Origin of the sequence: Arthrobacter sp. zg-Y40 (genome assembly GCF_020731535.1) — a bacterium.
GTDB lineage: Bacteria > Actinomycetota > Actinomycetes > Actinomycetales > Micrococcaceae > Arthrobacter_B.
Genome location: NZ_JAJFZS010000004.1, coordinates 25560 through 42241, shown reverse-complemented (window position 1 = coordinate 42241; position 16682 = coordinate 25560). Strand labels below are relative to the sequence as shown.

Annotated in this window: 15 protein-coding genes and 1 riboswitch; of the genes, 10 read left to right on the top strand and 5 right to left on the bottom strand. The window is 67.1% G+C overall.

All coding sequences use genetic code 11. The features are described from left to right. Nucleotides 1–207: 207 nt before the first annotated feature. Nucleotides 208–1542 carry an MFS transporter gene (locus LJ754_RS05105; protein ID WP_227912122.1) on the top strand — a complete coding sequence of 445 codons (1335 nt, stop codon included), beginning with the start codon at nt 208–210 and terminating at the stop codon, nt 1540–1542. Between the two features lie 73 nt (nt 1543–1615). On the opposite strand, the gene ald is transcribed toward LJ754_RS05105, so the two are convergent. Further along, nucleotides 1616–2734, bottom strand: coding sequence for an alanine dehydrogenase (gene ald, locus LJ754_RS05100; protein WP_227925816.1), 1119 nt, complete (start codon nt 2732–2734; stop codon nt 1616–1618). Nucleotides 2735–2853: 119 nt separating this feature from the next. Next, nucleotides 2854–3306, bottom strand: a complete 453-nt coding sequence (locus tag LJ754_RS05095; protein WP_227912116.1) for a helix-turn-helix domain-containing protein — start codon at nt 3304–3306, stop codon at nt 2854–2856. Between the two features lie 154 nt (nt 3307–3460). On the opposite strand from LJ754_RS05095, the gene LJ754_RS05090 reads away from it, so the two are divergent. Both LJ754_RS05090 and LJ754_RS05085 read left to right on the top strand, forming a co-directional pair. Beyond that, entirely contained in the window at nt 3461–4615 is a 1155-nt protein-coding gene (locus tag LJ754_RS05090; RefSeq protein WP_227925815.1) for an alcohol dehydrogenase catalytic domain-containing protein, read from the top strand. Further along, entirely contained in the window at nt 4608–5639 is a 1032-nt protein-coding gene (locus tag LJ754_RS05085) for an alpha/beta hydrolase (RefSeq protein ID WP_227925814.1), read from the top strand. The genes LJ754_RS05090 and LJ754_RS05085 overlap by 8 nt, the downstream gene beginning before the upstream one ends. Here the strand turns inward: LJ754_RS05085 and aceB are convergent. Next, nucleotides 5636–7234 carry a malate synthase A gene (aceB, locus tag LJ754_RS05080; RefSeq protein WP_227925813.1) on the bottom strand — a complete coding sequence of 533 codons (1599 nt, stop codon included), beginning with the start codon at nt 7232–7234 and terminating at the stop codon, nt 5636–5638. The genes LJ754_RS05085 and aceB overlap by 4 nt on opposite strands. Nucleotides 7235–7369: 135 nt before the next feature. Next, nucleotides 7370–8002: an RNA polymerase sigma factor gene (locus LJ754_RS05075; RefSeq protein ID WP_227912109.1), complete on the bottom strand. Its 633-nt coding sequence runs from the start codon at nt 8000–8002 to the stop codon at nt 7370–7372. 203 nt (nt 8003–8205) lie between these two features. Here LJ754_RS05075 and LJ754_RS05070 point away from each other — a divergent pair, with 203 nt between their 5' ends. The 5 genes from LJ754_RS05070 to LJ754_RS05050 are packed head-to-tail and all read left to right on the top strand — an operon-like array spanning nt 8206 to nt 10639. Beyond that, nucleotides 8206–8793, top strand: a complete 588-nt coding sequence (locus LJ754_RS05070) for an Asp23/Gls24 family envelope stress response protein (protein ID WP_227925812.1) — start codon at nt 8206–8208, stop codon at nt 8791–8793. A gap of 23 nt (nt 8794–8816) precedes the next feature. Further along, entirely contained in the window at nt 8817–8996 is a 180-nt protein-coding gene (locus LJ754_RS05065) for a hypothetical protein (protein WP_227925811.1), read from the top strand. Beyond that, nucleotides 8993–9397, top strand: a complete 405-nt coding sequence (locus LJ754_RS05060) for an Asp23/Gls24 family envelope stress response protein (RefSeq protein ID WP_227925810.1) — start codon at nt 8993–8995, stop codon at nt 9395–9397. The genes LJ754_RS05065 and LJ754_RS05060 overlap by 4 nt, the downstream gene beginning before the upstream one ends. Continuing rightward, entirely contained in the window at nt 9394–10008 is a 615-nt protein-coding gene (locus LJ754_RS05055; RefSeq protein WP_227912103.1) for a DUF6286 domain-containing protein, read from the top strand. The genes LJ754_RS05060 and LJ754_RS05055 overlap by 4 nt, the downstream gene beginning before the upstream one ends. A gap of 13 nt (nt 10009–10021) precedes the next feature. Beyond that, nucleotides 10022–10639, top strand: coding sequence for an alkaline shock response membrane anchor protein AmaP (locus tag LJ754_RS05050; RefSeq protein ID WP_227912100.1), 618 nt, complete (start codon nt 10022–10024; stop codon nt 10637–10639). Here LJ754_RS05050 and cycA read toward each other — a convergent pair. Then, nucleotides 10636–12138, bottom strand: coding sequence for a D-serine/D-alanine/glycine transporter (gene cycA, locus LJ754_RS05045; protein ID WP_227925809.1), 1503 nt, complete (start codon nt 12136–12138; stop codon nt 10636–10638). The two genes, LJ754_RS05050 and cycA, sit on opposite strands and share 4 nt — an antisense overlap. A gap of 288 nt (nt 12139–12426) precedes the next feature. Then, nucleotides 12427–12534: riboswitch (glycine riboswitch) on the top strand. A gap of 147 nt (nt 12535–12681) precedes the next feature. On the opposite strand from cycA, the gene gcvP reads away from it, so the two are divergent. Together gcvP and gcvT are read left to right on the top strand one after the other, a co-directional pair. Continuing rightward, nucleotides 12682–15531, top strand: coding sequence for an aminomethyl-transferring glycine dehydrogenase (gcvP, locus tag LJ754_RS05040; protein WP_227925808.1), 2850 nt, complete (start codon nt 12682–12684; stop codon nt 15529–15531). Between the two features lie 11 nt (nt 15532–15542). Beyond that, nucleotides 15543–16667: a glycine cleavage system aminomethyltransferase GcvT gene (gene gcvT / locus LJ754_RS05035; protein WP_227925807.1), complete on the top strand. Its 1125-nt coding sequence runs from the start codon at nt 15543–15545 to the stop codon at nt 16665–16667. Nucleotides 16668–16682: the final 15 nt, after the last annotated feature.

Below are 16682 nucleotides of genomic sequence, written 5' to 3'. Positions count from 1 at the left end.
TTCCTTGGGGTCTAAAAGAGGGTGCGGCTGTGCAGAAACAGGCCTCGGCCACGTCTTGACCAGAGGACAGCTTACGGTGGACTATCCGGCGCTGACAAGCGGGATTATGGCGGCGGACGGCTTGGCGGAGCCGGAACCGCCCGTCACCGTACAGTCACCCGGGGACCCGAATACCGGTGTGATGAGCACCTCAGATAGCTTTGTACGATGCACATCAAGGACCGGATCGAAGAAGCCCCGATGAGTCGGCGGCAGGTGGCCATCATTGCCATCTGTACAGCCTTGTACATGATCGACGGTTTCGACGTCCTGGTGATGGCCTTCAGTGCAAGCCATGTGGAAGAAGAATGGGGGCTGAACGGCGCGCAGCTGGGCTACCTGCTCAGCGCAGCACTGGTGGGGATGGCGGTGGGCTCCATCTTCGTCTCCACGGTTGCCGACATCTTCGGCCGGCAGCGCACCATGCTGGTCGGTGTGTGCATTGTCGGACTGGGGATGTTGGCGTCCTTCTTTGCCCCGAACTATGCGGTGCTGCTGGTTCTTCGCCTGCTCACCGGCTTGGCCATTGGCACACTGCAGGCGACCATCGGCGTTTTTGCCTCGGAGTTCTCCAACGCAAAGCGGCGCTCCACCGCCCTGTCCATTGTCACCATCGGCCAGCCCATTGGCGGGGTGCTGGGCGGGCTGGCCAGCGGCGTGCTGATCAGCCAGTATGGTTGGCGGTCCGCGTTCCTGCTCGGAGCGGTTGCAACCTTCCTGATGATTCCCCTGGTGATGAAGGTGTTCCCGGAATCGGTGGATTTCCTGCTGGCCAGGCGCCCGGCGGACGCACTGGCGCAGCTCAACCGCAGCCTGCGCTCAATAGGGCAGCCGCCAGTGGATGCCCTTCCGGACGCCGTACCGGTGCGGCGGAAGACCTCTCGGTTTGCCGACGTCCTCACCGGTTACAACACACGGCGCACCATCCTGCTGTCCCTGGCCTATTTCATCCTGATGGCCAGTTTCTACTTCGCGAACTCCTGGACACCCAAGCTGATCACGGCCAGCGGGTTCACTGCCCGGGACGGGATCAACGCCGGTGTCCTCTTCAGCGTCGGCGCCATTGCCGGCGGCATAACGCTGGGCCTGTTCGGTGCGCGTTTCCCGATGCGCAAGGTCCTGGCGGTGTTCTTTGTGGCCGGAGCGGCAACCTTTGTGGTCTTCGCGAATTCAACCACCGGATCAGTGGGCTGGGCCCTCTTCGCCGCCGCGCTGGTGGGCTTCGGCTCCAACGCGCCGATTGCCGGGATGCTTGCCATTAGCCCCACCTACTACACCAGCGAGGTCCGGGGCACGGCGCTGGGCCTGGTGATCGGCATGGGCCGGCTTGGGGCCATCATTTCGCCCATTCTTGCCGGCGCCCTGATCGACGGCGGCTGGAGCGCCGGGGACCTCTACTTCCTGTTTGTGCTCCCCATGGCCCTGGGCGCCGTCGTTATTTCCAGGCTGGGCAAGCCGGTGCTGCACGGTCCGGTCGAGAAGCACCCGGCCCCCGTCCGCTAGCGGGGCACAGCCCGCCAATATGGCCGGTACCCGGGTCCGCGCGAACGGCTGCGGACCCGGGTACCGAGCGGGGTTAGGACGCGACCAGTTCCGGCCAGTCGGCGGCAAGTTCCAGGCCGTGCGCTGCCGAGACGGAGGAATGCGTCACCTTGCCGCCGGCGATGTTCAGGCCGTGCGCGAGGTCCGGATATTTCTGGGAGGCAGCGGCAACACCGAGGTTGGCCAGCGCCACCGCATACGGCAGGGTCACATTGGTCAGCGCGTAAGTGGAGGTGTTGGGCACCGCGCCCGGCATGTTGGCAACGCAGTAGAACAGCGAGCCGTGCACCCGGAACGTGGGATCCTCATGGGTGGTGGGGTGGCTGTCTTCGAAGCAGCCGCCCTGGTCCACGGCGATGTCCACGAGGACGCTGCCCGGTTTCATCCGCGCCACCATGGCGTTGGTGACGAGCTTGGGCGCCTTGGCCCCGGGAACCAGGACCGAGCCGATCACCAGATCCGCGTCCACCACTGCGCGTTCAATTTCGAATGCGTTGGAGGCTACGGTCTTGATCCGGCCGGCGTACAGCGCATCCAGCTCCCGGAGCCGGTCAATGTTGATGTCCAGCACCGTGACATCGGCATGGCCTCCGACGGCGGCTGCAGCGGCGTTGGTGCCGGCCACGCCGGCACCGAGCACCACCACTTTGGCGGGCCGCACGCCCGGCACCCCGCCGAGCAACAGGCCCGGACCGCCGGCCGGAGCCATCATGGACTGGGCGCCCACCTGTACCGAAAGCCGGCCGGCAACTTCGGACATGGGGGCAAGCAAGGGCAGGGTGCGTCCGCGCTGCACGGTTTCATAGGCAATGGCGGTTACACCGCTTTCCAAGAGTGCCGCGGTCAGCTTTGGCTCGGCGGCCAGGTGGAGGTAGGTGAAGAGGATCAGGCCCGGCCGGAAATGCCGGTACTCGGAGGCGATGGGTTCCTTGACCTTCAGGACCATGGCGGACTGGGACCAGACGTCGTCGGCTGAGTCCAGGATCTGCGCCCCGGCCGCGGTGTATTCCGCATCAGTGATATTGGAACCGGTGCCGGCACCGCTCTGTACCAGCACCTCATGGCCGTGGGTGCGCAGTTCATGCACGCCGGAGGCAGTAATTGCTACGCGGAATTCATTGTTCTTGATTTCCTTGGGGATACCGATGATCACAGTATTGCTCCGTCAGTAGGGTCAGCCGGCGAGGTGTCCGCCGACACAGCCCCAGCATAGATGCCGATCCGGCGTGCCGGCAGACCGCTGCAGGACCGGTTTCCCGGCGCTTGTCCGGGTCAGCCGGCGTTGCCCTGCGGGCGGGCTTCCTTAGCGGCCTTCGCGGCCTGCTGGGACTCCAGCCAGGACTGCACGTCCTCCATCCGGATCCGGCGGTGCGAACCGCGGTACTCCACCGGGATGATGCCTGCGTCGGTCAGGTTCCGCAAGTAGGTGTGCGATATTCCGGCAGCAGCAGCGGCCTGCGAGGTAGTCAGCAGAGGCATGGGTCCGGCCGGCAGGGGTGCGTCCTGGCCGGCGTCCGCCGGAGCGGGGGCCGCGGTGGACAGGGTAACGGGGGACCCGTCCGCAAGGCGCGAGAGCAGGTCCAGTACGGCGTCGCGGGCGGTGTCCGGCAGGCGCAGTGCCGTGCCGTCCACGAAGACCGTTACGTCGCCGGCGGCGAGGGCCCGCTTCAGGGCACGGATGTCTTTGTCCGGCAGCGCCGGTACGGTTCGGGAACTCTGGCTCATGGCCCTAATCTTGCCAAACGAATCTGCCCCCGGCAGCCACCCAAGCCGTGTGGGATCCGCCTGGACATGATCAAATGGCGGGAGGAACGGGCGCCGCAGCACCGGCCGGGCGGAAACACGGCGGCCGCAGGGCAGGGATTTCAAGGGAGAGTTCATGGCTATCAACGGCAGCAGGTCCATCCGCGGCGCAGTCCTGGAAACCATTGGCGCCCCGCGCCCCTACGCCCGGTCCCGGCCGGTGGCCGTCCGTGACCTGATGCTCGACGCTCCGGGCCCGGGAGAGATCCTCGTGCGCATAGAAGCTGCCAGCCTGTGCCACTCGGACCTGTCCGTGGTGAACGGCAGCCGGGTCCGGCCGCTGCCCATGCTGTTGGGCCATGAGGCCGCCGGCAGGGTGGAGGAGCTGGGGGAGGGGGTGGAAGACCTGGCCGTGGGCCAACGCGTGGTGATGGCCTTCCTGCCGCGCTGCGGCGAATGTGCCGGTTGCCGCACGGACGGCAAAATGCCGTGCCTTGCGGGTTCGGCGGCCAACAACGCCGGCACCTTGCTCGACGGCGGCATGCGCCTGCACGGCGAAGACGGGGAGGAGGTGCGCCACCACTTGGGGGTCTCCGGCTTCGCCAGCCACGCGGTGGTCAACCGTAAATCCGTGGTTCCGGTGGAGGATGACATCCCCCCGCAGGTGGCGGCCCTGCTGGGCTGCGCCGTGCTTACCGGCGGCGGCGCGGTGCTGAACCCTGCCCGCCCGGGCAAGGACGACGACGTCGCCGTGGTGGGACTTGGCGGCGTCGGCATGGCAGCCCTGCTGACCGCACTTTCCCTGGAGGTCCGCAGCGTGATCGGCATCGACTCCCTGCCGGAGAAACTGGCCCGGGCAAGGGAACTGGGGGCGGACGCCGTCTACACTCCGCAGGAAGCGCTCGAGGCCGGGATCCGCCCAGCCCTGGTCATCGAGGCCGCTGGGCACCCCCGTGCGTTTGAAACTGCCGTTCGGATCACCGCTGCCGGCGGGACCACCGTGACGGTGGGGCTGCCTGCTCCTGATCAAACTGCCGAAATTCTGCCGCTGACCCTCACTGCGGAGGCCCGCACCATCATCGGCAGCTACCTTGGCTCCGCGGTTCCGGCCCGGGACATCCCCGTTTACGCCCAGCTGTGGCGGGAGGGGAAGCTGCCGGTGGAGGAACTGGTTTCCTCGACCATCGCCCTGGATGACATCAATGCCGCCATGGACACCCTGGCGGACGGAAAAGCCATCCGCCAGGTGATCCTGTTCCAGGACCCGGCAGCCCCGGAATCCCGTGGCTAGGCCGCCGCTGCGCGGCTGGGAGCCGGACATCCTCGGAGAGGGCTTCGAGCAGCTCACCCTGGACCTTCCCGGCGGCAACGTTGCGACCCTGGTCCGCTACACGCCGGCCCCGGGAAACGAGGTACTCCCCGCCGGTGTCCGGCAGGTTCCGGAACTGATGCTTTCCGGCGTGGATGCCGGCAGCGAAGGCTTGGATGTCCTGTACGTGCACGGCTGGTCCGATTACTTTTTCCAGACCGAGCTCGCGCGCTATTGGGCTGCGCAGGGGGCCCGGTTCTTCGCCCTGGACCTGCACAACTACGGCCGTAGCCTGCGCCCCGGGCAGGAACCGGGGTATGTGCAAAGCCTCAGCGACTACGACGCGGACCTGGAAGCGGCGCTGGACGCCATGGGCCAGGGTGCAGCGGACGCCCGGCCCCTGCTCCTGCTGGGCCATTCCACCGGTGGCCTCACCTTGTCCACGTGGGCCTACCGTCACCCGGGACGGGCCGCGGCACTGATCCTGAACAGTCCCTGGCTGGAGTTCCAGGCAACGGAACTGGCCCGCCGCATGATCTCCCCGCTGGTCAGCATGCAGGCACAGCGCCGGCCGCGGATGCCGCTGCCTCCGGTGGATCCGGGCATCTACAGCCGGACGGTGTCCGCGGCTTTTAGCGGCGAATGGAACTACAACACACAATGGCGGCCGGTCCGGGGCTTTCCGGTGACCGTGGCGTTCCTCAATGCGGTGTTTTCCGCTCAGGCCACCGTAGCCACCGGGCTGCGGCTGAACGTGCCCGTGCTGGTGCTCCTCTCGGACAAGAGCTACCTGCACCCGCGCTGGTCTGAAGATGCCGAACGATCCGACGTTGCCCTGGATGTGAATGTGGTGGCCCACCGGGCGCTATCGCTGGGCCCCTCGGTCAGCGTGGTGCGGATAGCCAACGCCATGCATGACGTGTTCCTCTCTGCCCCGGTGGTCCGGGCGCAGGCCTACAATGCCATCACTCGGTGGTCCGGCGGGTACCTGCGGTCCCGCGCCTAGTCGATCAACTCGTAGGCGGGAAGGGTAAGGAAATCGGGGTAATCCGCTGACAGGCTGATCGAGCCGATCAGTTTGCTGGCCGGCTCGAAATACCCGGTGTACATCTCCTCTGACACCTCGCCGCGGAGCCGCTCGGTCTCCTCCGCCAAGAGCCGGCTGACCAGGTCCTCGGTCACGGTCTCGCCGGTGTCCTCCAGGACTACGTGGTTCCGGACCTGCTGCCAGACCTGGGAACGGGAAATCTCGGCGGTGGCGGCGTCCTCCATCAAATTGCGGATGGCCACGGCGCCGTTGCCTGAAAGCCAGATGGCCACATAGTTGACGGCCACGTACAGGTTGGAGCGCAGCCCGGCCTCGGTGATCGACCCGCCGGCGGTGCTGACATCGAGCAGGTCCGAGGCGGTAACCGACACGTCTTCGCGCAGCCGGTCCACTTGGTTCGGCTTGTCGCCCAGCACGCCGTCGAAGACCTCCATGCAGGTGGCCACCAGATCCGGGTGGGCCACCCAGGAACCGTCAAAACCGTCACCGGCCTCCCGGGTCTTGTCCGCCTTCACCTTTTCCAGCGCAGCTGCCGTGGTTTCGGGTTCCCGCCGGTTGGGGATGAAGGCAGCCATGCCGCCCATGGCGAAGGCACCCCGGCGGTGGCAGGTCTTCACCAGCAGCTCGGTGTATGCCCGCATAAACGGTGCCGTCATGGTCACGTCCGCGCGGTCCGGCAGGAGGAAGGACTTCCCGGCGTCGCGGAAGACCTTGATCATGCTGAACAGGTAGTCCCACCGCCCGGCGTTCAGGCCCGAGGCGTGCTCCCGCAGTTCGTAGAGGATTTCCTCCATTTCAAAGGCCGCCGGAATGGTCTCGATCAGCACGGTGGCGCGGACCGACCCCTGCGGCACGTCCACGTACTCCTCGGCAAAGCTGAAGACATCGTTCCAGAGGCGGGCTTCGAGGTGGCTCTCCATCTTGGGCAGGTAGTAGTACGGTCCCTGGCCGTTTTCCAGCAGCTGTTTCGCGTTGGCGAAGAACTGCAGGCCGAAGTCCACCAGCGCACCCACGGCAGGTTCGCCGTCGATCAGCAGGTGTTTTTCCGGCAGGTGCCAGCCGCGCGGGCGCATCACGACGACGGCGAGCGGAACGTCCGTGCGCAGTGAGTATTCCTTGCCGTCCGGTGAAGTGTAGGAAAGGTCGCCGCGGGCTGCACGGTAAAGGTTCACTTGGGAATCCACCACGTTGTGCCACGTGGGCGTGCAGGCGTCCTCAAGGTCGGCAAGCCATACCTTGGCCCCCGAATTCAGGGCGTTGATAGCCATCTTGGCGGGGGACGCCGGACCCGTCATTTCCACCCGGCGGTCCTGCAGCGCGGCCGGCGCCTCGGCGACCTTCCAGTCACCGCTGCGGATATCAGCGGTTTCGGAAAGGAAATCCAGCGTTCCGCTGGCCGAGACCTCCCGGCGGCGGACAGCGCGGGCGGCCAGGCGCTCGTCGCGGGTGCTGCGGAAGCGGCGGTGGAGTTCTTCAATGAATTCCAGTGCTTCGGGAGTCAGGATGTGCTCCGCTCCCTCCGCGGGGGAGGAGTCGGTTACTTCAACGGCCATGATGGTTCTCCTGTGAACGGTGCCCCGGCGGAGGGGGGAGTGGCGGAAACCAGCGGGAAAACAGGCGGGTGATCCCGGTTACTTCTTCCGTATCGTGGATATTATTGTCTGGTAAATGGAAGTTCAAGGGTGCCGTCACCGCCACTGGGTCATCGCGGCCGTGAGGTGTTCCCGTGCCCGGGCCAGCCGCCCGCGCACCGCCGGCGGGCTGATCCGCAGGGCGGCACCGATCTCCGCATAACTCTGGCCGTGGACCTCGCGCAGCAGCCAGCAGGCCCGCTGGTCCGCCGGCAGCAGGGACAGTGCGCGCCGCAGGGTTTCAAGTTCTGCGGAAACCTCGGCACTGTGGTGCGGATCGGCTCCGCGCCGGGTTGCCCCCGCATCCAGTGCCGCTGCCAGGTGCTCGGTTCCGGGCAGGTCCTGCGGATGCGCGGTGCGGTGGCGGAGTACGTCCAGGCAGCGGTTGGTGGCGGTGCGGTAAACCCAGCCGCCGAACGCCTCGCCCCGGTCCAGCGTGGGCAGCATCCGCCAGCCGGCCGTGAGGGTGTCCTGGACTACGTCCTCGGCGTCGCCGCGGTCCCGCAGCATCCGGTAGGCGAGCCGGAACAGCCGCCCCTGATAGAGGGCCACCAGATATTCGAAGGCTGGGAGGTCGCCGCTCCGGGCCTGCGCCACCAACGCAGCCTCGTCCGGGAGGGAAAGTGCGGTCCCGGCACGGCCGCGGGGAGAATGGTTATGTGCCGCCTGCGGCAGCTCGGATCCTGCCATGGTGTCCCTGTTCCGTCCGGCAGCGACCGGACCATGCCCCGATTTTCCCAGAGGGCGGACCCGGGCGGAACAACACCGTCCCGGGCGGCGGGAAAGATAGCCAAACTTTGGCTTTCGCCGTGACGAATCCGGCCCGCGCACGTCATTAATTCTGTAAGGGACGTGCGCGGTGAGTCCGCGTTGATACGCAGGAGATGATTTCCATGGCAGATCCGTCAAAGACCCCCACGCCGTCAGCGCCGAGTCCGCGGGGCGCGCAGAGCGTCGAAAGCGCACAAGGGATGCAGGGAGCACCGGGGCAGGGAGCGCAGGGGCAGGGCACACTGAGCACCCCGGAAGCGCCGGCGCCCCCAGACGCCCAGCGCAGGTCGGGGCCGCTGCAGACACCCCGGGGCGACACCACCATTGAGGAAACCGTGGTGCAGAAGCTCGCCGGCATGGCCACCCGCGAGGTGCCCGGGGTGTATGCCATGGGCAATGCGGCGCGCCGGGCCTTCAGTTCCATGACGGAACGGATACCGGGTTCGCAGACAAATGTCAGCAACGGCGTCTCGGTGGAAAAGGGTGAGCGGCAGGCGGCGGTGGACGTCAGCATTGTGGTGGAGTACGGCTACTCCGTAGTGGAGGTCAGCCAGGGCATTCGGCGCAACGTCATCCGGTCCGTGGAAAACGCCACCGGGCTGGAGGTCCTCGAAGTGAATGTCAACGTCACCGACGTGCACCTGCCCGGGGACAACCAGGACGAGGACGACGACAGCCAGGATGCCAAGCCGTCCAAGAGCCTTGAGTAAACAACAACCAAAAGGAGGACTCCATGTCTGCAACGCGGTGGTGTCTGGTAATCGGGCTGGTGCTGGGAATCGTGCTGGCCTTCGGTGGTTGGGTGCCGTTCCTCATCACGCTCCTGTTCGGCTTGATTGGACTGATGGTGGGGCTGGTGGCGGACGGGAAGGTGGACGTCCAGGGAATGCTCGGTAGAGCGTCAAGCCGATGAGTATGCCCTCGGCGCAGGTGCCGCTGCGGCCGGCCCGGGACATCAATGACCGCGGGGAAACCGTCCTGGCCCGGCGGGTGCTCGAAAAAACCGCCAGCCAGGTGGCCCGGGACGAAACCTTCGCCGGCGGCAGCAGCGGAGGCTTCCTGGGCATAGGCGCACGGGCGGACCTTTCCGCCCGGCCGGATGCCAGCGTCCAGCTGGCCGGCAATATCGCCAGCCTTAAAGTGACGGTGGGACTGCCTTATCCGGTGCCGCTGCGCCAAGCCACGGAACAGTTGCGGCGGCGGATCACCGAACGGGTCACGGCCCTGACCGGGGTGCAGGTGCGGCAGGTGGACATCACGGTGGCCTGGCTCCGTCCGCCGCAATCCGAACCCCGCCGGAGGAAGCTGCAATGAGTGCCAGAATCCATCCGCCGGTGTCCATGCGCCGCCGGCCCAGCCGGTCCGTACCGGCAACGATCACCGCTGTCCTGCTGCTGGCCCTCGGAGTGGCCCTGGTGTGGGCCGCGGTGCTCCGGCTCGTCAACGGAAGCTGGCCGGTGTTCGTCACTGAACCCCTGCGCTGGCTTCGGGAGACCAGCTGGGACAGCACCCAGGGATGGACCGCCGCCGTCATCCTGGGCGTGCTTGGCCTGATCCTGCTGCTGTGCGGCATCATTCCGGGCGAGTACCGCTCCTTGCCGCTGCGGGCCAAGCCGGTGAACATGCCGGGGATGCCGGGAGCGGCGGACACCGGCGGAGTACCGTCGGTCCGGGGCGGCGAAACCGTGGTGATGAGCCGCCGGGCAGTTGCCCGGCTTGCGGCCTCCACATGCGACCACATTGACGGGGTGGCATCAGCTTCCGCCACCGCCTCCGCGCGCCGGGTCCACCTGGACGTCACGACGGCGCTGCACGGCACCTCGGACCTGGAGCACTGGGTGGTGGACGGGGTGCGCTCCCGCCTGGCGGCCACCGGCCTGGACCCCGTGCCGGAGGTTACCGCCAGCATCCGGACCAGGGAGTAGGAAGGGCAGTCCCATGAGAGCACATGCCGGACCAGCGAACCGGACCTGGCTGATTGTCCTGGGGATCATCCTCCTCGCCGCCGGGGTCCTGGCCGCACTGATCGCAGGAGGAGCGCTCAAAGGCACGGCCGCTGCGGACCCGTCGGAACCACTGCTGGCGGACGGGGAAGGTTTCCTCAGCGGGGAGTACGCGCCGTGGGGTGTCCTGCTCGCCGGAGTGGTGCTGGGGCTGCTGGGCCTGTGGTGGCTGCTCGCCCAGATTCCGCGGAACCGGGCGGCGGGAACGTTCCGCCTGCAGGAAGACCCCACGCACGGCATCACGGTGTGCGACCCGCAGATCCTGGCGGCCGCAGCCAACCGGGAAACCGCGGAGCTCCCCGGCGTGGTGGGCTCAACCGTCCGGCTGCGCGGCACAGCCGACGAACCGGACCTGGCCATGAAGGTCACGGTGAACTCGGATGCCGATGTGCAGGGCGTAATCGGCCGGATCCAGCACGAAGTAGTCCCGCACCTGGTTTCCGCGCTGGAAGTGCCGCTGAATACCTTCGGGCTGGAAATTGACGCAAGCGCCAAGGCGGGCGCCCCGGGAGGCGGCGCAGCGGTCAGCTCCCGGGGGACAGTGGTTTATTAGCCGCGGACCGGTGTTCCGGCGTCGGCCAGTCCGGCGCGCTCGCGGGCGACGGCGTCGCGGTGCGCTGCCACCCGTGCCTGGTGCACGGGAGTGCGGCGCAGGAACGCGTACACAATGCCCAGGAGGACAAACCAGATGGGGGTCACCAGCAGGGCCTGCAGCGTGTCCGGCTGGGTGGTAAGGGCCCACAGGAGGAACGCGAAGAACGCGAACACCACGTAAACCATGACGACGCCGCCGGGCATCGGAAACTTCGACGCCGCGTGCAGCTGCGGGCGGCGCTTCCGGTAGACCAGGTAACTGGCCAGGATGATGGACCAGACGAACATAAAGCACAGCGCCGAAATGGTGGTCACCAGGGTGAAGGCCGCGCTCACCGACTCGCCTGCGTACAGCAGGACAACGCCGGCCAGCAGGAAGGTGCAGGAGAAGAACAGCGCGTTCTGCGGGACCTTGCGCCGGGACAGCCGGCCGAACGGCCGGGGGGCGTCGCCGTCGTGCGCCAGACCGAAAACCATGCGCGAAGTGGAATATATCCCCGAGTTCGCCGACGAAGCCGCGGAAGTGAGCACCACAAAGTTCACCACGGCCGCAGCAGTGCCGAGCCCGGCGAGGGTGAACATGCCCACGAACGGGCTCTCGTCGGCGCTGAACTCGTCCCACGGCACCACTGCCATCAGGATGGCCAGGGCGCCTACGTAGAAGAGCAGGATGCGGATCGGAATGGAGTTCACGGCGCGCGGCAGGTTCTTTTCGGGATCCTTGGTTTCGGCGGCGGCGGTGCCCACCAGTTCGATGCCGACAAAAGCGAACACGGCAATCTGGAAGCCGGCAACAAAGCCCATGGGCCCGGTGGGGAAGAACCCGCCGTGCTCCCAGAGGTTCCCGAAGCCGGCCGTCACGCCGTCGCCGTGGGTGAAGCCGGTAAGGATCATCACCAGGCCCACCACAATCAGGGTCAGGATGGCCACAATCTTGACCAGCGCGAACCAGAATTCGGTTTCACCGAAGGCCTTCACCGAGGGCAGGTTCAGGGCCAGCAGCAGCAGGATGCAGGCCAGCGCCGGAATCCACAGTGGGGCGCTGCCCCACCAGAAGGTCACGTAATGGGCAATCGCCACTACGTCGGCAATGCCGGTGACCACCCAGCAGAACCAGTAGGTCCAGCCGGTGAAGAAACCGGCCCACGGGCCGAGGAGGTCCGCGGAGAAATCGCTGAAGGACTTGTAGTTGAGGTTCGAGAGCAGCAGTTCACCCATGGCCCGCATCACGAAGAACAGCATGAAGCCGATGATCGCGTAGACGAAGATCACTGACGGGCCGGCCACGGAAATGGTTTTGCCCGAGCCCATGAACAGGCCGGTGCCAATGGCTCCGCCGATGGCCAGCAGCTGGATGTGGCGGCTGGACAGGGAGCGGGCAAGATGCGGCTGCGGGGAGTTGTTTTGCGGCGCGGAAACAGCGCTGTCGCTCGGTGGGCGGGTAATGCGCTCAGACATCAAAATCCTTCTAATAGGCACCCGCCGGCAGCTAACCGCCGTTATCGCCTATGCCGCTCCCCGGGGGGGACAGCACCTTGCTGTTGGCGCTGCCGCCGACATTTCAGTTTGAAAGCCGCTTGCTGGCCCCGTCAAATCAGAGGATTGTGACGTTGCAGGTCACAGGGCACATTCGCGGCCGGCTGCTCCCCCGCGCCCGGGTGTGTCGAGGGGTTGAGGCGGTGCAGGCGGCAGGTTAGAGTTTGCTGTGTCACATGCGTGTGACACCTACAAATGAACATGCCTTTATCAGCCGTGGCGGGAGAGTCCTGCCGGATGCACATGAGCATCGCGCCGGGCGCCGTAGGAGCAAACCCTCCCCGGGAATCTCTCAGGCCCCTGTACCGCCAGGGCGAGGCAACTCTGGAAAGCAGTTCCGGCACGGCCGGAACTCACCGACGGTGCAAGCGGAAGTACACCCGCGGAATCTCTCAGGTCCAATACAGAGCGGGGAGGAGCCTTCGTTAGTTGGCGTACCCCCGTCTGCCTTTCCTGGAGCCCCTCATGCCTGTAGATCCGTCCTCCTCTACCCTTGCCGCCGCGTTTGCGGACCGGCATATCGGTGCCCGTGCCGACGCCGTTGAAACCATGCTCAAGGCCGTGGGGTATGACACCCTGGACGGGCTGGCAGACATGGCCGTTCCCGCCGCCATCCGGCAGGGCTTCCCGCTGGTGCTGGATCCGGCAAAATCCGAAGAGGAAACCCTCGCCGCCCTGCGGAAGATCGCCGGGAAGAACAAGACCGCCGTCCAGATGATCGGCCAGGGCTACTACGGCACCCACACTCCGCCGGTGATCCTGCGCAACGTCGTGGAGGACCCGGCCTGGTACACCGCCTACACCCCGTACCAGCCCGAAATCTCCCAGGGCCGCCTCGAAGCGCTCCTGAACTTCCAGACCATGGTCCAGGACCTCACTGCCCTGCCCATTGCCAACGCCTCCCTGCTGGATGAAGCCACCGCCGTGGCCGAAGCCGTGCTGCTGATGCGCCGGTCCAACAAGGCCCACAGCAACGGCGCCATTGTGCTGGACTCCGAAGCCTTCCCGCAGACCATCGCCGTGGTGAAGGGCCGGGCCAAGGCGCTCGGCTTCGACGTCATCGTTACCGATCTGGCCAACGGACTCCCCGAGGGTGAGCTGGCCGGCGTCGTCCTCCAGCAGCCCGGTGCCTCCGGTGTGGTCCGCAACCAGGCGGCACTGATTGCCGAAGCCAAGGAACGCGGCGCCCTGGTGACCGTGGCCGCGGATCTGCTGGCCCTGACCCTGATCACCCCTCCCGGTGAGCAGGGCGCGGACATCGCCGTGGGTTCGGTGCAGCGCTTCGGCGTTCCGCTGTTCTTCGGCGGCCCGCACGCCGCCTACATGGCCGTGCGCAAGGGCCTGGAACGTTCGCTGCCCGGCCGTCTGGTCGGCGTTTCCAAGGACTCCGCCGGCACCCCCGCCTACCGGCTGGCCCTGCAGACCCGCGAACAGCACATCCGCCGGGAGAAGGCCACGTCCAACATCTGCACCGCGCAGGCGCTGCTGGCCATTGTCGCCTCCATGTACGCCGTCTACCACGGACCCGAAGGCCTGACGGCGATTGCCCGCCGAGCGCACGAGTCCGCCCGGTCCCTGGCCACCGCCCTGCGGGCCGCCGGCGTCGAGCTGCTGCATGAGTCCTTCTTCGACACCGTGACAGCCAGCGTTCCCGGCCGTGCCGCGCAGATCATTGCCGCCGCCGAAGCGAAGGGCATCAACCTGCGTTCAATCGACGCCGACACCGTGGGCATCTCCGCGGATGAGACCACGACGCCGGCCGTCATCGCCGAGGTGGCCGCCGCGTTCGGTGCCTCCCCGGTGGATTCGGCGGACGGCTTCGAGCTGCCCGCGGACCTGCTGCGCACCTCGGAGTTCATGACGCACCCGGTGTTCGCCTCCTACCGCTCCGAAACCCAGATGCTGCGCTACCTGCGCCGCCTTTCGGACCGTGACCTGGCCCTGGACCGGACCATGATCCCGCTGGGCTCCTGCACCATGAAGCTCAACGCCACGGCCGAAATGCAGGCCATGACCTGGCCCGAGTTCGCCTCCATCCATCCCTTCGCCCCGGATTCCCAGACCGAGGGCTGGCGGGAACTGATCGCGGACCTGGAACAGAAGCTGGCCGTCATCACCGGCTACGACACGGTGTCCATCCAGCCCAACGCCGGCTCGCAGGGCGAACTGGCCGGGCTGCTGGCCATCCGCGGCTACCACCACTCCCGCAATGATGAGCAGCGCACCGTCTGCCTCATCCCGGCCTCGGCCCACGGCACCAACGCTGCCTCCGCCGTCCTGGCCGGGATGAAGGTGGTGGTGGTTGCCACCGCCGACGACGGCGCCATCGACCACGCGGACCTGCGCGCCAAGATCGACGCGCACCGGGAGAACCTCGCCGCGATCATGATCACCTACCCCTCCACGCACGGCGTGTTCGACGACGACGTCCGCGACGTCTGCGAGGCCGTGCACGAGGCCGGCGGCCAGGTCTACATTGACGGCGCCAACCTCAACGCCCTGGTCGGGCTGGCCCAGCCGGGCGAATTCGGCGGCGACGTCTCCCACCTGAACCTGCACAAGACGTTCTGCATCCCGCACGGCGGCGGCGGCCCCGGCGTCGGACCCGTGGCAGCCAAGGCCCACCTGGCACCGTTTATGCCCGGCGACGCCGCCACCTGGACCGACGGCGAGGACATCCCCGTCTCGGCGTCGCGCTTCGGCTCCGCCGGCGTGCTGCCCATCTCCTGGGCCTACGTGAACCTCATGGGCGGTGAGGGCCTGACCAGCGCCACCAAGCACGCCCTGCTTGCGGCGAACTATGTTGCCGCCCGCCTGAACGAATACTTCCCGGTGCTCTACACCGGCAAGGGCGGACTGGTGGCGCACGAGTGCATCCTGGACCTGCGCGAACTGACTGCGAAGACCGGCGTCACTGCCGAAGACGTGGCCAAGCGGCTGGTGGACTACGGCTTCCACGCCCCCACCCTGTCCTTCCCGGTGGCCGGCACCCTGATGGTGGAGCCCACCGAGTCCGAGGACCTGGGCGAAATGGACCGGTTCATCGACGCGATGATCGCCATCCGCGCCGAAATCGACCAGGTGGCGGCCGGGGACTTCACCCTCGAGCAGAGCCCGCTGCGCAACGCCCCGCACACCGCCACCGTGGTGGCCGGCAATGAGTGGGACCGCGCCTACCCGCGGGAGCAGGCGGCCTTCCCGCTGCGCAGCCTGCGGACGGACAAGTACTTCCCGCCGGTGGGCCGCATTGACGGTGCCGCCGGGGACCGGAACCTGATCTGCTCCTGCCCGCCCATCGAAGAGTTCGAGAACTAGGGGATACTCCAGTGACTGAGAAATACACCGCGCTCTACGAGGCGCACAAACAGCTGGGCGCCTCCTTCACCGACTTCGGGGGCTGGCAGATGCCCCTCAAGTACAGTTCCGAACTGGCCGAGCATAAGGCCGTGCGCAGCGCCGCCGGCCTGTTCGACCTCTCCCACATGGGCGAGGTGGAGGTCACCGGTCCCGACGCCGGAGCGTTCTTGGACTACGCCCTGGTGGGCAAGCTTTCCGCCGTGAAGCCGGGACGGGCGAAGTACTCGCTGATCACCAACAACGACGGCGGAATCATTGACGACCTGATCAGCTACCGGCTGGCGGAGGACGCCTATCTGGTGGTCCCCAATGCCGGCAACGCGGACACCGTGGCCGCCGAGCTGGCGGCCCGCGCCGAAGGCTTCAACGTCACCGTGAAGAACGTGTCCGCCGAGACCTCGCTGGTAGCGGTGCAGGGACCGGCCGCCGAGGCCATCCTGCTGGCCCTGGTTCCGGCCGGGCAGCGCGACGCCGTCACAGGTATGAAGTACTACGCTGCCGATACGGTCACTGTTGCCGCGGGGGAGCGCAGCCTGGACCTGCTGGTGGCCCGCACCGGGTACACCGGCGAGGACGGGTTTGAGATCTACGTCCCCAACGACGACGCCGCGGCCCTCTGGGACGCACTGCTCGCCGCCGGCGCGGACTCGGGTCTGGTCCCGGCGGGCCTGGCCTGCCGCGATTCCCTCCGCCTGGAGGCGGGTATGCCGCTGTACGGCAACGAGCTCACCCTCGACACGGACCCCTACGCGGCTGGCCTCGGCCCCGTGGTCGCCCTTTCCAAGGACGGTGACTTCGTGGGCCGTGCAGCCCTCGAAGCCCGCAAGGAAGCCGGTCCGGCCCGCACCCTGGTGGGTCTGAAGGGTTCCGGCCGCCGGTCGGCCCGCAGCTCCTATCCGGTCCTGAAGGACGGCAACGTTATCGGTGAAGTCACGTCCGGCGCCCCCAGCCCCACACTCGGCTACCCTGTCGCCCTGGCCTACGTCGACGCCGCCCATTCAGCCCCCGGCACACTCCTAGACGTCGACCTCCGCGGCAAGCCTGAGCAGTTCGAGGTTGTCTCCCTCCCGTTCTACAAGCGCAGCAAGCAGTAACGCTAAAGACAAAAA

Bases quoted from the DNA above. Each gene is read 5' to 3' on its own strand.
- LJ754_RS05105 (WP_227912122.1), top strand. From the start codon at position 208: ATGCACATCAAGGACCGGATCGAAGAAGCCCCGATGAGTCGGCGGCAG.
- LJ754_RS05095 (WP_227912116.1), bottom strand. From the start codon at position 3,306: ATGAGCCAGAGTTCCCGAACCGTACCGGCGCTGCCGGACAAAGACATC.
- LJ754_RS05090 (WP_227925815.1), top strand. From the start codon at position 3,461: ATGGCTATCAACGGCAGCAGGTCCATCCGCGGCGCAGTCCTGGAAACC.
- aceB (WP_227925813.1), bottom strand. From the start codon at position 7,234: ATGGCCGTTGAAGTAACCGACTCCTCCCCCGCGGAGGGAGCGGAGCAC.
- LJ754_RS05075 (WP_227912109.1), bottom strand. From the start codon at position 8,002: ATGGCAGGATCCGAGCTGCCGCAGGCGGCACATAACCATTCTCCCCGC.
- LJ754_RS05070 (WP_227925812.1), top strand. From the start codon at position 8,206: ATGGCAGATCCGTCAAAGACCCCCACGCCGTCAGCGCCGAGTCCGCGG.
- LJ754_RS05065 (WP_227925811.1), top strand. From the start codon at position 8,817: ATGTCTGCAACGCGGTGGTGTCTGGTAATCGGGCTGGTGCTGGGAATC.
- LJ754_RS05060 (WP_227925810.1), top strand. From the start codon at position 8,993: ATGAGTATGCCCTCGGCGCAGGTGCCGCTGCGGCCGGCCCGGGACATC.
- LJ754_RS05055 (WP_227912103.1), top strand. From the start codon at position 9,394: ATGAGTGCCAGAATCCATCCGCCGGTGTCCATGCGCCGCCGGCCCAGC.
- LJ754_RS05050 (WP_227912100.1), top strand. From the start codon at position 10,022: ATGAGAGCACATGCCGGACCAGCGAACCGGACCTGGCTGATTGTCCTG.
- cycA (WP_227925809.1), bottom strand. From the start codon at position 12,138: ATGTCTGAGCGCATTACCCGCCCACCGAGCGACAGCGCTGTTTCCGCG.
- gcvP (WP_227925808.1), top strand. From the start codon at position 12,682: ATGCCTGTAGATCCGTCCTCCTCTACCCTTGCCGCCGCGTTTGCGGAC.